The organism is Mesorhizobium sp. P2_E9, assembly GCF_056403815.1.
Map to the genome: position 1 here is coordinate 70,947 of NZ_JBFUET010000020.1, position 15,274 is coordinate 86,220.

At 60.9% G+C, this 15,274-nt stretch carries 11 protein-coding genes; 3 read left to right on the forward strand and 8 right to left on the reverse strand.

The window, feature by feature from the left end; translation table 11 throughout:
- The 5 genes from AC1D05_RS30030 to AC1D05_RS30050 all read right to left on the reverse strand — a co-directional run bounded on the left by AC1D05_RS30030 (position 1) and on the right by AC1D05_RS30050 (position 8,158).
- Positions 1-1,899 carry an ABC transporter substrate-binding protein gene (locus AC1D05_RS30030; RefSeq protein WP_477445757.1) on the reverse strand — a complete coding sequence of 633 codons (1,899 nt, stop codon included), beginning with the start codon at positions 1,897-1,899 and terminating at the stop codon, positions 1-3.
- Complete coding sequence (locus tag AC1D05_RS30035; protein ID WP_477445759.1) at positions 1,896-3,788, reverse strand: ABC transporter ATP-binding protein; 1,893 nt, start codon at positions 3,786-3,788, stop codon at positions 1,896-1,898. The genes AC1D05_RS30030 and AC1D05_RS30035 overlap by 4 nt, the downstream gene beginning before the upstream one ends.
- Before the next feature lie 157 nt (positions 3,789-3,945).
- Positions 3,946-5,286 carry an adenylate/guanylate cyclase domain-containing protein gene (locus tag AC1D05_RS30040; RefSeq protein WP_477445761.1) on the reverse strand — a complete coding sequence of 447 codons (1,341 nt, stop codon included), beginning with the start codon at positions 5,284-5,286 and terminating at the stop codon, positions 3,946-3,948.
- A gap of 234 nt (positions 5,287-5,520) precedes the next feature.
- The gene (locus AC1D05_RS30045; RefSeq protein WP_477445763.1) at positions 5,521-6,864 is read right to left on the reverse strand and encodes a nucleotide sugar dehydrogenase; all 1,344 of its coding nucleotides are present in this window, start codon (positions 6,862-6,864) and stop codon (positions 5,521-5,523) included.
- A 112-nt stretch (positions 6,865-6,976) separates the two neighbouring features.
- Complete coding sequence (locus AC1D05_RS30050) at positions 6,977-8,158, reverse strand: DUF3095 domain-containing protein (protein ID WP_477445765.1); 1,182 nt, start codon at positions 8,156-8,158, stop codon at positions 6,977-6,979.
- A 74-nt stretch (positions 8,159-8,232) separates the two neighbouring features.
- Between AC1D05_RS30050 and AC1D05_RS30055 the strand changes: the two genes are divergently transcribed.
- Together AC1D05_RS30055 and AC1D05_RS30060 are read left to right on the forward strand one after the other, a co-directional pair.
- The gene (locus AC1D05_RS30055) at positions 8,233-9,321 is read left to right on the forward strand and encodes a glycosyltransferase family 4 protein (protein ID WP_477445767.1); all 1,089 of its coding nucleotides are present in this window, start codon (positions 8,233-8,235) and stop codon (positions 9,319-9,321) included.
- Complete coding sequence (locus tag AC1D05_RS30060) at positions 9,318-10,094, forward strand: polysaccharide deacetylase family protein (RefSeq protein WP_477445769.1); 777 nt, start codon at positions 9,318-9,320, stop codon at positions 10,092-10,094. The genes AC1D05_RS30055 and AC1D05_RS30060 overlap by 4 nt, the downstream gene beginning before the upstream one ends.
- Before the next feature lie 73 nt (positions 10,095-10,167).
- Here the strand turns inward: AC1D05_RS30060 and AC1D05_RS30065 are convergent, their stop codons facing one another.
- From AC1D05_RS30065 to AC1D05_RS30075, 3 genes are all read right to left on the reverse strand, one after another.
- Positions 10,168-11,022, reverse strand: coding sequence for an MBL fold metallo-hydrolase (locus AC1D05_RS30065; RefSeq protein WP_477445771.1), 855 nt, complete (start codon positions 11,020-11,022; stop codon positions 10,168-10,170).
- Positions 11,023-11,099: 77 nt separating this feature from the next.
- Positions 11,100-11,549: a cyclic nucleotide-binding domain-containing protein gene (locus AC1D05_RS30070; RefSeq protein WP_027031343.1), complete on the reverse strand. Its 450-nt coding sequence runs from the start codon at positions 11,547-11,549 to the stop codon at positions 11,100-11,102.
- 35 nt (positions 11,550-11,584) lie between these two features.
- Positions 11,585-14,299: an ABC transporter transmembrane domain-containing protein gene (locus tag AC1D05_RS30075; protein WP_477445773.1), complete on the reverse strand. Its 2,715-nt coding sequence runs from the start codon at positions 14,297-14,299 to the stop codon at positions 11,585-11,587.
- A gap of 269 nt (positions 14,300-14,568) precedes the next feature.
- Between AC1D05_RS30075 and AC1D05_RS30080 the strand changes: the two genes are divergently transcribed.
- The gene (locus AC1D05_RS30080; protein ID WP_477445833.1) at positions 14,569-15,240 is read left to right on the forward strand and encodes a class I SAM-dependent methyltransferase; all 672 of its coding nucleotides are present in this window, start codon (positions 14,569-14,571) and stop codon (positions 15,238-15,240) included.
- Positions 15,241-15,274 lie beyond the last annotated feature (34 nt).

A 15,274-nucleotide genomic window follows, 5' to 3' on the forward strand; every position in this document is an offset into this window, starting at 1 on the left:
TCAGGTCTCTCCAAGCCAGAATGTATCCGGCATATAGACACCGAAATAGGCAGTCGGGTCGTAGCCGTAGAGCGCCTTGTCAGGCAGGTTGCGCAGCCGCGAGGACGCCAGAATCGGCTGATGCGTTGCGTTCACCGTGCCGATCGAAAACACCTGATCGGTGTAGATCGACAGCATTGAATTCCAGATTTCGGCGCGCTCCGCGGCTTCGGTCGATGCGTTCCAGCGCTTGAGCAAAGCCATCAGCTCGACCACGGGCGGAAGATCCGGGGCCTCACCGACCGTGCCATGAGACAAGTAGTGAGCACCCCAGAGCGGCCATTGCAACTGGTCGTCGACGGTGGGGGCCAACTGGTACGGGTTCATGTCGGCGGTCGGCACGCCGTTGTCGATGCCCGACCACATCGACATCATGATCTCGCCGCCAAGCGCGCGGCTGCGGAAAATGTCTCGCTGCGAAGTTCGGATGAACAGGGCAATGCCGATCTTGCGCCAGTGATCGGTGATGAGTTCGAGCGCGTCGGTTTCCAGGGTGCTTTCGCCGGCCGTTTCCACGATGACTTGCGCCGGGCGTCCGTCGGGAAGTATCCGCAAGCCGTCATCGTCACGCCTCTGAATCCCGACCTCGTCGAGCAGCGCATTGGCCTTATCGGGATCATGGGCGACCCAGGCTTTCGCGAATTCCGGCCGGTAGAGCGGGCTCTCCGGCAGGACCGTATCGGCACTTTCCTGCGCCAATCCGTAAAACACGGCCATATTGATCTCGCGCCTGTCCACAGCGAGCGAAAGCGCCCGGCGCACGCGCACGTCACGGAAGAGGCCACGCCACACCTGGTCGGCGCAATTCAGATTGGGCAGCAGCGCCAGCCGCGAGCCCTGTGTGCGTTTCCACAGATGCATCTTCACCGGGTAGCGCTTCTCCGCGTCCTTCAGGAAGGAGTAATCGGCGAAGTCAATTCCCATGCATTGCAGATCGCTCTCGCCCGCACCGGTCTTGGCGGAAATGATCGCCGACGAGCTGACATTCATGACGATCCGGTCAACATAGGGCAGTTGCCGGCCATTTTCGTCTATTCGATGAAAGAATGGGTTGCGCTCGAAGACGAACTGCTCAGCCGGTGGCTTGGTCCGGTTGTGCCAGGGATCCAGCGTGGGCAGCTCCGGGTTCTCCGGACGATACTGCCGCGACATGCGGATATGCAAGAGCGTCCATTTCTTGGCCCGGTACTCCTTCATCAGCCCGGCGAGCCGGAATGGATCCTGGTATTTCTTGTGGAACTGCTTGAGATAGACGGCCGGCAGAACAAGCGGTAGCGGCGAAGCAGCGGCGAGCTTTGGCAGGAAGTCGGGATTGGGCGCATCCCAACTATAGCGGACCGTCAATGGATCGACGATCTCGAAGCGCGGTGGCTTGCCGTCCGCCAGCAGGGACGGGGCGAGCCCGCCTTCCGAAAGCTCATCGTTCAGCCAGACATCTTCCCAGCAATAGCGAAAATCCTCCGGCGTCAGCAGGCTGCCGTCGGACCATTTATGTCCTTCCCGTATCTTGAACGTGAAGACGCGATCATTCGCTACATCGAAACTTTCGAGAATGTCGGGTTGCAAGTTGAGCTTTTCGTCATAGCCGACCAGCCGAGCATACCCCCAGATGGTCATCATCCGGATATCTTTCTGGCTGCCGATGATCGTGCGCAGCGTGCCGCCATACTGGCCGGGCTGCCGGCCCATCGCAGCGAGATTCAACGCTCGCGGGCTCTTGGGCAGGCGTTCGGCGAGTGCGGGCAGCGCCCTGGCCTTCAACTGCGGCTGAAGAAATTCCGGCTCCAGATCGGCGGCGCGCAACGTGGCCGGCAGAAATGCCGAAGCCATGAGACCAAGGACTGTGCGGCGGCTGATCAATGGCGTAGTTCTCTGACATCGGCCGAACGTCGGGCCAGCACGAGGTGGCCGCCGCCAAGATCGAGCGGCGACAGCACATCCTCGTCGCCCTCGTCGCGGAATTGCGGTCCCCATGCGCTGGTATCGGAAGCGCCCCCGAGCTTCAGCGTCTTGAAATCCATCAGCCTGTCGAGATCGGGGAAAGGCACTGCGGCGACCAGTGAGCGCGTATAGGGGTGGACCGGTTTCCTAAGCAGAATTTCGCGCGGCGCTAGCTCGACGATACGCCCGCCACACATCACCGCGATGCGATCCGCCATATAGTCCACGACCGCCAGATTGTGGGATATGAACAGGTAGGTCAGGCCCAGTTCCTTCTGCAGGTCCTTCAGAAGGTTCAGGATCTGCGCCTGGACCGAGACATCGAGCGCTGAAACCGGCTCGTCGCAGATCAGAAGTTCAGGCCCCAGCGCCAACGCGCGCGCGATGCCGATACGCTGGCGCTGCCCGCCGGAGAAGCTGTGCGGATAACGCTTGATGAAGCGCGGATCGAGCCCGATTGCTTGCATCAGGCTCTTGACGGTGGCGAGTCGCGACGCGGCATTGCCACGTTGATGGATTTCCAGCGGCTCACTCAAGATGTTCTCCACCGTCATGCGAGGTGAAAGCGACGAGACCGGATCCTGGAAGACCATCTGGATTTTCGCGCGCAGCATGCGCAGGGCGTCTCCTTCGGCCTGCAAGACGTCGATTGATCTGTCGCGGCCGTTGAAGACCACGGAGCCGCCGCTTGGGGTGACAGCCCGCATCAGGATCTTGCTGACGGTGGTTTTGCCGGAGCCGCTTTCGCCGACCAGACCCAGGCACTCACCCCGCCTGATATCGAAGCTCACGTCGTCCACGGCGCGAACAGAGGTTTGATGCCCGCCGAACCATCCGGCCTTGCGGGTGGTGAAGACCTTTTTCAGATTCCTGACCGACAGCAGGATGTCGTCCGGCCCCTTCGATGCCGGCGCCGTCTGCTTACCGAGCAGGTTCTCGACATTGACCGGCACCTCGCGGAGCGCCTTCAGCCTTTCGCCAGGCTTCAGGTCGAAATGCGGAACAGCTGCCATCAGGCCCTTCAGGTAAGGGTGGCCTGGCCTGCGGAATATCGCCTCCACAGGTCCCGCTTCCATGATCTCGCCATGGTACATGACCACCACCTCGTCGGCGACATTGGCGACCACGCCGAGGTCGTGCGTGATCAGCAGCATCGCCATGTTCAGCTTGGTCTGAAGCCCGCGCAGCAATTGCAGGATTTGCGCCTGGATGGTGACGTCCAACGCTGTCGTCGGCTCATCGGCGATCAACAAAGCGGGCCGGCAGATGAGGGCCATGGCGATCATGGCGCGCTGACGCAATCCTCCCGAAAGTTCAAACGGATACATGTCATAGGCGCGCTTGGGATTGGGAAATCCGACAAGGCTAAGCATTTCCTCGGTCCGCGCCTTGCGCTCCACGCGAGCCATGGGCGTATGAATCTGCAGGGATTCGCTGACCTGGTTGCCGATCGTGTGCAGCGGCGACAGCGATGTCATCGGCTCCTGAAAGATCTTGCCGATGCGGCTGCCTCTCAACGCCCGGATTTCGGGTCCATCACGTGGCATCTGCAGGATATCCTGCGTCGTGCCGGGCTTTTCAGGATCGGAAAACAGGATACGGCCGCGAACATGGGCCGTGTTCGGCAAAATGCCCATCACGGCCTGGCTGAGAACCGATTTTCCCGAACCTGACTCGCCCACAAGCGCGGTAACCTTGCCGGGCAGGACGCGAAGACTTGCGCGCCTGACGGCGTGCAACGGCCCCCCGATAATGGCAAAAGAGATGCCAACATCCTCGATCCGCAGCAGATCAACGCCTGGATTCATTCTCACACCAGCCCCACTCTGGAGGCCTGCCAGTCGGCCGGCCCAGAAAGCGAGACTAGCGCATTGCCAGCCTAGAGCAACTTGGATTCGAAACGAGTTCCCCGGCGGAGCCGGCGATCGGACTGAATACCAAGGCGTTAGGACTGGATCGTGGCGGTTACTGGAGCTTCCTCGGGCCGCCCGCCGATATCCGCGCGGCATCGCGATGAAGCAGCATCACCTGCTCGGCGTCCGATCTTCGGTCGTGAGCCGGTTCCAGCGCGCCGTCTTCATCGAGTGCGAGAGCACCCGACAGATCGGGTGCAAGCACCGTCAGCTTCTGCTTGATGCCCCGCAGTTCCTCCTTGCCGAGCGTCAGCCAGTTGTTGGCACCGCAGTAGCTGGCGAACTCTTCGCTGGCGAGAACGCTGTGCGGGTATTTCTTGGTCAGGGTCTGGAGGCGCTGGACCTCGTTTACAGCCGAGCCGAAGACAGAGAATGTGAGCCGGTCGGTAAGCCCGACATTGCCGAACATCACATTACCGACATGCAGGCCGATACCAAATTGTATGTCGCCCAGCCCCTGCTCCTTTCTGCGCAGATTGAGATCCATCATGCGCGAGGTGGCCTTGTTCGCGGCCGCAAGAGCAGCCTGGCAGGCGATTTCGGACTGCGAGCGGTGCCTTTCGCAAGGGTAGACGGCAATGAAGCCGTCCCCTATGAAACTCATGATCTGCCCGCCTTTGCGATTGAAAGGTGCGGCAACGGCGTCGAAAAACTGGTTCAGCGTATCGATATAGATTTCGCGGCCGGAGGTTTCGGCTAGCCTTGACGATCCGCGCATATCGCCCATGACCAGCGCGGCCCGGATTGTATCGCCCTCGCCGCGCTTGATCTGGCCGTCCAGCACGCGCCTGCCGGCGTCGCCGCCGAGATAAGTGGTCATCATGTTGTCGGCGAGCTTGGTGAGCACCGCCATCTTGGTTGCGATAGCGAGATGGCTCTGGATGCGCAGCAGCGCCGAAATCATGCTGTCGCTGAAGCCTGTGGCACTGTCGGTGGACCAGGACCCCATCATGCCCTGACTGGTATCGCCGTTGAAGGGATGGACGAAAGCCATGTAATCGGTGACGCCCATACGACTGAGGTCATCGAAAACAGGAAACTCTGACCGCACCGACGGGTCAAGCCGGCGCCGCAGATGGTCGAGCTTGTTGCTGAGCAGATGGTAGTATGGGCTGGTCAGGAATCTATCGGACGGTCCGCCAGGCTCGGCGCGGAAGCCTTCCACTTCTATGCCCTGGCCACGAAACCAGGTGAAGCCAAGCGCGTCATAAAGCGGATGCAGCATCGAAAAGCTCAAATGCACTCGCTTCAGCGGCAGCCCGGCAGCAGCCAGCCGTTCGCAGAAGCCCTTTACCAATGTTTCCAGGTCGCTGCCCGCCAGCGCCGATTGGTTCAGCCAATCGGCAACCTTATCCATGAGAATGGCGGAAATTTCTGCTTTCGCTGTGCTCATGCTATCTCGGACCCGTCGAGGACGAGCCATCTCCTTTGATCCGCCACACCCTCGAGGTCAATGAAGCCGGCTTCGCCGGCAAAGCCGGCGAAGAATTTCCGAGTGACTGACCTTGCAGGCAAGGGAGCAGGCGCAGCTGCATCTATCTCTTAGAGCCGGTATGTGGCGAGGCTGCCGGCGGAGTGCAATCCCGATCCTGACATCGGGCAAAAAAATTCCCCGGCTCAGACGCCGTCAGGCCTTCACCACCGTCTCTCGGACCAGCCCGAGGCGGCCAAAAACATTGCGCGTGTCGACGATCAGAAGGGCGTGATCAGCGATCGTCTGATAGTCGATCGCGTCGTGGTCGGTTGCAACGACGACAGCATCGAAATCCTTTAAGGCCGCCTCGGTCAATTCGACCGAGCAACGCCCCTTGATCGCCATATGCTCCCGTGTGGTCGGGATCTCGGTAACATGCGGATCGTGGAATTCCGCCTTGCCGCCCCATTCCTCGATGAGTTCAATGAGCCGCAGTGAGGGGCTTTCGCGGATGTCGGGCACATTCTTCTTATAGGCTAGCCCGATGATGAGAATGCGCGAGCGGCTGAGCGCCTTGCCGCAGCGCCGGTCCAGTGCCTTCGCCAGTTCATCGACCACATGACGCGGCATGGCCGTGTTGATCTCCGCCGCCAGCTCGATGAAGCGGGTCGGCAGTTCGTATTCGCGCGCCTTCCACGTCAGGTAGAAGGGATCGATCGGGACGCAGTGCCCGCCAAGTCCCGGGCCAGGATAGAAAGGCATATAGCCGAAGGGCTTGGTCTTTGCCGCCTCGATCACCTCCCAGATGTCGATGCCCATCGCACCGAGCACGACCTTCAACTCGTTGACGAGGGCTATATTGACCGAGCGGAAGATGTTTTCCGTCAGCTTGACCGCCTCGGCGGTCGCCGTGCTGGAAACCGGGACGACGGTCTCGACCACGTTCTGGTAGAAAGCCTGCACGAGCGTCGCCGCTTCAATGCCGTCGCCTGCCACAACCTTGGGGATCGTCGCGACTACAAAGCTGCGGTTGCCGGGATCCTCGCGTTCGGGCGAGAAGCCGAGGAAGAAGTCTATCTTCGACTGCAAGCCGGTTTCTTCCAGTATGGGCTTGACCACGTCGTCAGTGGTGCCGGGATAGGTGGTCGACTCCAGCACGATCAGCTGGCCGACACGCAGATGCTTCGCGATGGTGCCTGCCGTGTTCCTGACAAAGGAGAGGTCTGGCTCACGGTGTTTCGTCAGCGGTGTCGGAACGCAGATGATGATGACATCGCAGACGGCCAGTTCGACAAAGTCCGCGGTGGCGCGGAACCGTCCGCTCGCCACCTGGCTGGCAAGGGCTGTCGACGTCACCGCCTCGATGTAGGATTGGCCGTTGTTCAGGCTCTCGACCTTCTGGGCTTCGATGTCGAAGCCGGAAACCTGGAAGCCGGCGTGTGCGATCGCAACCGCCAGCGGCAACCCGACATAGCCCAGTCCGATCACGCCGACTTGCGCGGCGCGCGTCGAAATCCGGTTCAAAAGACGGTCATATGTCGATCGTGAGGCGTCCAAAAAACTGCTTTCCCGTCAATTCGGACAGACTACCCGCGCCCATGGCGAGGCTCACCGGGTCCCAAAGAACCATGGCCGAGGCATATTGCCGAAAATCGATTTCCGCAAGCCGTCATTGGACCGGCGCCTTCGCCTTCAGGCTTGCGGCAGCCATCGCATAGCCGCCGTCGGCGCCATCGATGAAATGAACATGATCGGGCTGCAGCGGCGAGATGACGAGGCAGGTCATCAAGGCCGACTTCTGGCGGTGCAGGCCATAGCTGCCAATGCCCGCCTCTTCCGCCTGTTTCAGCCGGTTCTCGATCCGGTGTAAGACATCCGCGTCAACATCGATGGTCATCTTCAAGCCGTCGTCGAACTTGCGGAAATCCGAATTGCTGGCCACCTCGCGTTTGTAGACCTTCGGATCGAAACGGCCGATCGTCCAGCCAAATCTATCGGTGACGGCCGTAAGCGTCATCAGGAACATCACCCACAGCTTGGTCCGCCACCGCCATCCTGGCGGCGCAGTGGCCCGCGCCTCAACATCGAGGCCGGCGGGCAACAGACTGTAGGCCGGCCCGTCCACCGGCACCGGGTGGCCATCACGCTCCTGCCTGCCGGCAAGGGCGATGATGTCGGACGCCAGAAACTGAAAACCGCGCAAGTCTCGCGAAGCCCCCGGTATGGCTATGATCGAGACGATTTCGCCGTGCCGGGCTTCGATCGGGTTCCAGCGGCAGGAGAGGCCGGTCAGATCCGGCCGCGCGCCGGCCGGCGCAGGGTCGATGCGGTAGCGCCCGGCTTTCATCTCGGCTTCCGCCCAACTGCCGCCACCGCCGGCGAACATGGCATAGAAGGCCGCTTCGGAGGCCTGGAACCTTGCCACGCGGACATCGAAGCCTTGCGCTCTTATGTCCTTTATCGGCACGATTGCCGCACGCAAGGTCAGGTCCAGTTCGTCCGCCACCCATCTCTGGACAGAAGCCAGCGCGTTGCGGGCGATCTCAAGCGCCGAGCCGGGAAACGCCACGATTGCGCCGTCGCCGCCGAAGACATAGGGAAGATCTTGCCGGCCCAGCGCATTGAGCAGCGCCGAAATGACGCTGGCGCCGGCCATATTAACGGTTTTATAGCGCCCCGCCTCGATCGCCTTGGTCGAGCCGACAATGTCGGCGGTGGCCAGCGCCCAGCCATCGGGCAGAGGCCGATAATTGTCGATATCGGCAACGCTTTCGAACTTTGCGAAGACTGGCAAGGAACCGACAAACGGGTCGGACGCGACAGCTGTTTCCATGATCATTAGATAGCACATTCCAACGCTTGAAGGTGAAGTCGATCGTGCTTCGAAATTGACTTGCGCAGGCTTTCCGATGATAGGGTCGCGCGATGCGAATTGCCTTCTACGCGCCGCTGAAGTCACCCAATCATCCCGTCGTCTCCGGCGACCGCCAGATGGCACGGATGCTGGTCAAGGCGCTGGAGCACGGAGGGCATAGCGTCGAACTGGCATCTGAGTTGCGCTTCTATCTACGCCAGCCGGAGCAGAAAAGTTTCGATGCGCTCAAGATCGAGGCCGCAGACGAAGCCGCGCGGCTGACCAAGCTTTGGCATCGTGACGGCAAGCCCGATCTCTGGTTCACCTACCATCCCTATTACAAGGCGCCCGACTTGATCGGGCCCGAGCTGGCGTCGACCTTTGCTGTCCCCTATGTGACAGCAGAAGCCTCCTATTCCAGGCGACGCAACGCCGGCTTGTGGGCCGATAGCCAAGGCTTGGTGGCGCGAGCCATCGAAAAGGCGGCGCTGAACATCTGCTTCACCCAAAGGGATCGCCAGGGGCTGACAGATGCGATTCCCCAGGCCGTTTTCGATATGCTTTCGCCCTTCATCGACACATCGGCATTCCGCGACATGCCGTCACGGAGTTGTCCGACGCGCCTCGTTACCGTCGCCATGATGCGCCCGGGCGACAAAGTCGAAAGCTATCGCATGCTGGCGCAAGCCCTCGGCTCGATCGGCCACCTGCCCTGGACCATGTCGGTCGTCGGGGACGGGCCTGCCCGTGACGAGGTCAAAGCGCAATTCGCCGGCTTGCCCGCCGACCGTATTGAATGGCTTGGCGCGATCGAGCCGGCCGCCGTGCCGGATGTTCTTTACAGCGGGGGAATCTACGTCTGGCCGGGTTACGGCGAGGCCTATGGCGTTGCCTATCTTGAAGCACAGGCCGCCGGCCTTCCGGTGGTGGCTCAGGAGATCGCCGGCGTGCCGGAGGTCGTGCGGGATGGCCAGACCGGGTTTCTCACCCCGCCGGGCGATGTCGCGGCGTTCGCTTTCGCCATTGCAAGGCTTCTGACCCGTAACGACGAAAGAACCATGATGGCCGCAGAAGCCAGGCGTTTCGTCCTCGAGGAACGTTCCCTCGGTGGCGCGGCGGCGCGTCTGGCCGACCTTTTCAAGAAGATTCCGGTCTCATGACAACCGATCCGATCTGGCAGCCCTTGGTGGAAGAACTGGCGCGCCGGCAACGGGCGGGCCGCAAGGCGGAGTTCTGGCTACGCGACGACGACGCCGTGGATCCGACGCCGGCGCTTGATCGGTTGCTCGACCTCACCGGTGAATTCGCGGTTCCGGTCACTCTGGCCGTCATTCCGTCCCAGACCGACGAGAAGCTTGTCGTCCGGCTTGACGAAGCACCGCAGGCCACGGTCGCCATCCATGGCTGGGCGCACCGAAATCATGCGCCCGAGGACCAGAAAAAGCAGGAGCTCGGTGCGCATCGGCCACGCGAGGCGGTGCTCGATGATCTGGCTCGCGGACTGTCGCACATAACCGGACTGCACGGCGCACGTGCCGTTCCGATGCTGGTGCCGCCCTGGAACAGGATCGACGCCGGCCTAGTGTCCGACCTTGGATCGATAGGGTTTGCAGCATTGTCGGTCTTCGGGCCGCCGAAGCCGGCTTCCCTGGCGGTCATCAACAGCAATGTCGACATCATGGATTGGCATGGCACGCGCCGCTGCCGCGACCATGGCCTGTTGGTTCAGGCCATCGTCGCGCAATTGCAGCAAGCATTCGACGGAGGCGAACCAGTCGGCCTGCTCACCCATCATCTCGTCCATGATGAATCGGCCTGGCTTTTCCTCGAACGGCTGTTAGCAGTCACCGCACAGGCTGAAGCCTGCGCATGGCTTCCGATCCGGACATTGATCGGGCGCAGCGCCGCGAAAGCAATTCCAAGAAAAGTGTGAGCGGTTTTGCCGGGAAAAGCGCATAGGCCTTTCCCCTGGGAATCGCGTCAAAACAGACATGAAGCAAAATAACTCAGCGCCCTTTGTGCAATGCGACTGGAAATTCGAGCGTCTGGCCGTCCCGCGCGGCAAAAGCACCGGCAAACCTGTCTTTGGCCAGCTTTTCGATCTCCTTCAGTTCCTCGTCGGTGCGTGACGGATCGTGGTGAAACAGCGCGAGCCCCCGCGCACCGGCCGCCTCACAGAGCTTGACGCCCTGTTGCCATGTCGAGTGCCCGTTACCGCGGCGGCGTCCCATTTCCGCTTCAGTGTAGGTACAGTCGTAAATGACGAGGTCGGCATCTTCGATCAGGCCGAGCACCGCCTGATCGAGCTTGTCCGGCTCATGCTCGGTGTCTGTGATCACCGCCACGACGCGGCCGGCCCATTCCACCCGGTAGCCTATGCAGCCGCCCGGATGGACAAGACTGCCGGTTCGTACCACCACCCCCTCGCGCGGCCGAAGCACGTCTCCGGACACGAAATCGCGACAGTCGAGGCTTGCCTTGCAGACTTCCAGTTTCACCGGAAACCACGGCGGCCGTATGAACTCATCGATCATCTGCCGGGTCGTCATGCGTCCTGCAAGATGCCCCGACCAAAGCGTAACCTTGACGCTCCGGTCATAGATCGGCGCAAAAAACGGCAGCCCGATGATGTGATCGTAATGGCAATGAGTGAAAAGCAGGTCGAAATCGGTCACGCCCGACGCCCGAAGCGCCCCGCCGGCAGGCCGCAGGCCGGATCCCGCGTCAAACAGAAGCGTATGCTTGCCACATCGCATCTCAATGCAGCTTGTGTTGCCGCCATAGCGAGAGAATTCTGGCCCCGATACCGAAATGCTGCCGCGCACGCCCCAAAATCTGACCAGGAAAACGTTGTCGTCCATGCTGCAACCCCTTCGCAGTCCCGTCGCCATGATAGGCAGTGCCATCACGACGGCGAGGCTTAAGCGCACATCACTCGTTACTTGGCGCTCCGCGCGTCGATCAGATCCGCGGTCGTATGGCTTAGGCGATCGGCAAGAACCCGCACCATCTCGATGGTCATTTCCGGGAACTCCTTCATAAGCCTTAGAAAATGATCCTTGCGGATTCTCAGGGCTTCCAGCTGAGTTGCCGCTCTGACGGTGGCCGTGCGGGAGCTGTTGCACAATATGGCGATTTCGCCAACAATTGAATTCGGGAGCAGTTCGGCAACTTTTATCGGCCCGCTGTCGGAATCCACCAGAATATCCGCCTTGCCTGAAAGGATGACATAGGCGGCGTCGCCCTCGTCGCCCTGCCGGAAGAGGATCTGACCGGCGCTGTAGTTCACACGATCGGATGTGAACGCAAGCAGCTTGAGCTTTGCCGGCTCGATGCCGGAGAACAGGGGAACGCGTTGCAGCATTCCAACTTCATCCTTGAGCAGCATTGTCGCAAACCTTCCCACAATTCGCGTTTGCCAGACTATGACAGAAGTTCCTTGAAGATACCGTTCTCTGCCAAAAGTGTCTCGTGTGTTCCGTCTTCCACCAACTGACCCGAGTCGAAGACGATAACCCGATCGAACATCATCGCCATTGCCGGATTGGTCACGACCCACATAATTGCCGGCGAATGGTCGTCGCGTCTGGCTTCCTCGAGCACGTTTCGCAGCACCTTGTCCTGCATGCGCTGGTCGAGCGCCGACAGCGGCCGGTTGAGAATGAGAAAATCGGGACGCTTGAGCAGGGCCCGGGCAACATCGAGCTTCTGTCGCTGTCCACCGGTCAGCCTCCTGCCGCCGGCGCCGACGTCGAAGTCCAGGCCGACATCCAGAAGCTCGGCGTAAAGCCCCAGCTCGTCAAGAATGTCATAGACGATGGAGCGTATGCGGTCCGGCGCGTCGGGATGGTTGTTGCCCAGACGCCCAAACAGGACATTGTCCATGACGGTGGCCGCGGCGATGTATTTGGCAGGGTCATACCGTTCGACCGCATCTTGCAGCTCGGACGGCAGGTGTTCATAGAACTGGTTGCGTGCGGCGACAATCTTGCTCATCAACTCGTCGCTCAGCAGGCCGAAGCGGTGCCGGGGCTCGATATAGGCAAAGCTCAAGGTGATGATCATGGCGCGGTCGGCCTCCGAAACCACCTCGTAGGGACGGTTCTTGAGCCGCTGCAGCAAGGTCTCGTAGGCGGGTATCTCCTCGGCGCTCATGAAGGCGAGCTGCTGGAAGAACTGGTGATCGGGCGGCAGGTCGGCAAACAGCTCGATCGTCTGTTCGGCGATCTCCATGCCCATGCCGTAGAGTATGCCGTCGAGGCCGGCTTGCTTCAGCACGGAAGCAAAATAGGGATCGGCCGCCAGAGCCTTGTCGGCCAGGGCAAGGCCGGAGGCAGCGCCGAAGAGCAGGTTTTGGCCGATCGTTGCTTCCTTGTTGTAGGCGCCCGGTTCGAAAGGAACCACCAGTCCACTCAGCCCCTCTTGTTCCAGCCGGGTTCGCAGCGCCGCACGCAGTTCGACAATCCGCTTGGCAAGCTCCGTGTGGCGCTTGAGGTCGGCCAAAGAGCGCAAGCCAAGATCCAGAATGTCGCGTGACAGAACAACCGCGTCGAGCACCCGGCGCACGGCCTCAAAGAGGTCGTGCGGGCCGGTGGCGCCAGCAGAAGCATAGTCGATCCAGTCGCTGTGGACATCGAGATCCGGATTGCCCGACCGATGCGCCTCGGCGATGTTCCAGCGCTGCTGGTCTGCCGCGGCGCCCTCATAAGGCACCGATGTCAGCGGCGCATGCTTCAAGCCGTAGAGCAGGTTGTCGCGGAGGCTTGCGTGGAACAGGAAAACATCCGACGAGGCATAGGACATGCGCCGGCCTGTCACGGCTTCGGGAAGTTCAAGCAGGTCATCGGCGCCCGAAACGACCCTTCCGCTGTCCGGCCAGTTCAGCCGCGCGAAGGCTTCCGCAAGCGCCTCCGCGCCACCTGTAGCGGTACTGACCAGCGCCACCGTCTCACCCGGCTTGACCTGCAGGGAGATGCGGTCGAGGAGCATTGCGCCGCCATCGTCTGCTATGGACAAACTGACCGCCGACAAGGGGTTGGTCATCGGACCGGGATCATCGACCGTCAATGCCCCGATTCTCGGCGCGATGAGATCCTCGACGGTGAACTGTTCAACGACCTGCTGATATTTGACCTGGACATCCTGCCGATCCTGATCCCAGTCGATCAGTTCCTTCATTGGTCCTGGCAGGTCCTTGTAGGCGCCGATCACGGCCACGAGCTGGCCGACGTTCAGCCGCCCGGCGATGGCTAGGTACCCGCCGATCATGTAGAACAGGAAGGGCGTGATCTGCGCGAGAAAATTATTCAGGAACTTTACCATGAATTTCCATTGGTAAAGATCGAAGCGGATCTTGAAGATCAGTCCGAGCCGGGCTGCTATGTCGGCGCGCTCGTAGTTTGATGTATCGTGGACGTGAACCGCGCCAATGCCGTCGACGATTTCGCCAACCCGGCCCGAAAGCGCGCGCGCCGTCAATTGCCGTTGGCGCCCGAGCACGATCAGCCGCCGCCGCATTCGCGGGATGAGCACGATCTGGATCACCACGATCACGAACGCTATCATTCCGAGCCAGAGATTCTGGACCAAGATGAACAGCATGGCCGTCAGCGCCTGGCCGCCGAGCAGCACTGGCTGTAGGAAGGCATCGCCGATGAAGCCGCCCAGCGGCTCCACCTCGTCCTTCACCATGGTCGCCACTTCGGCGGATTTCACACGCTTGAAGTAAATCGGCGGAAACCGCAGCACACGATCGACCAGTTCGAAGCGGATTCGCCGTAGCATGCGTTCGCCGAGGCGGCCCTTGTAGGTGTTGATATAGAGTTTGAACAGGCCGTTGATGACGACGAGCAACAGGAACACAAGGCTCAGGGCGAGCAGTGTCGCTTTGCGGCCGAGCTGAAAACCGGAGAAGAACAGGACGTCGCCAATGAACGGCAAGTCATAGTGTAGCCTCATGAATGGCTGGGTCGCGCCCGGTTGCTCGAAGCCCTTGCCTTGGATCGGGCCGTTGACGATCAGCTTCGGCAGGTCGAAGGACATGAAATACGGGATCATCGAAAGCACGACGATCATCAATATCCAGAGCTGCTGTTTCCTGGTGTGCGTCCAGATATAGCGGGCTAGGCTGGGTTCCATATGCGACTGTGGTCTTTCAGGTAGAAGGATTCAGGATGAAAAAGGACCTGCCGACGCGTGGCGTGTCGGCAATGTCTTGGTCGCCAACCACAAGCCCGAATCTGCAGTGCACGCAGGGCGCCGATGATCCGGACAGAGGCAACCGGCTCTCTCCGGCACCGGGAAATGGCAAAGCGACTAACAGCATAATCATGTCCGCGGATCAAACAGCCTTGCGGGGGCAAGATTGCGTTGTGTCGCCCGAAATCCCACCATACAAGACGAATATGATGGATGTCACGCAGCCACGCAATGCCGGCATGGACGGGCACGAGCAAACCCTGGACCTCACGCGGGGAATTGCTGCCTATGTCAACCACCCTCTCGTGGCCGGGCTGGCGCGCGTCATCGCCAAGCATCCGACGGCCGATATCGCCAACGCCTTCAACCACAAGCAGGTCGCCTGCAAGATGTGGGCGCTCGACAAGCTGCTCGAAAGCGACGGCGGCCGGTTCGGGCGCATATGGGTTCTGGGCGGATGGTACGGTGTATTGCCGGCAATGCTTTTCAACGACGCCCGTTTCGACATCGCGGCGATCGACAGCATCGACATCGATCCCGAAGTCGGGCCGGTCGCACGGACCCTAAATCGGGAAGCCGGCGACCGCTTCCGGGCGCTGACGGAAGATATGTACGCACTAGACTATGCGGCCGGGCGGCCCGACCTGGTGATCAACACGAGCTGCGAACACATAGCCGATCTCAGCGCCTGGCTTGTCCTGCTTCCGCGAGGCACGAATGTGCTGCTGCAATCGAACGATTATTTCAGCGAGCCGACGCACATCAACTGCGTGCCTTCACTTGCAGCCTTCGAAGCCATGGCGGCGCTGCGGGAGATCAGCTTCTCCGGCGAACTGCCGACAAAAAAATACACGCGCTTCATGCTCATTGGAACTGTTTGAAGCGCGTTGCGCGAATCGAACCCAGACGCGGCCC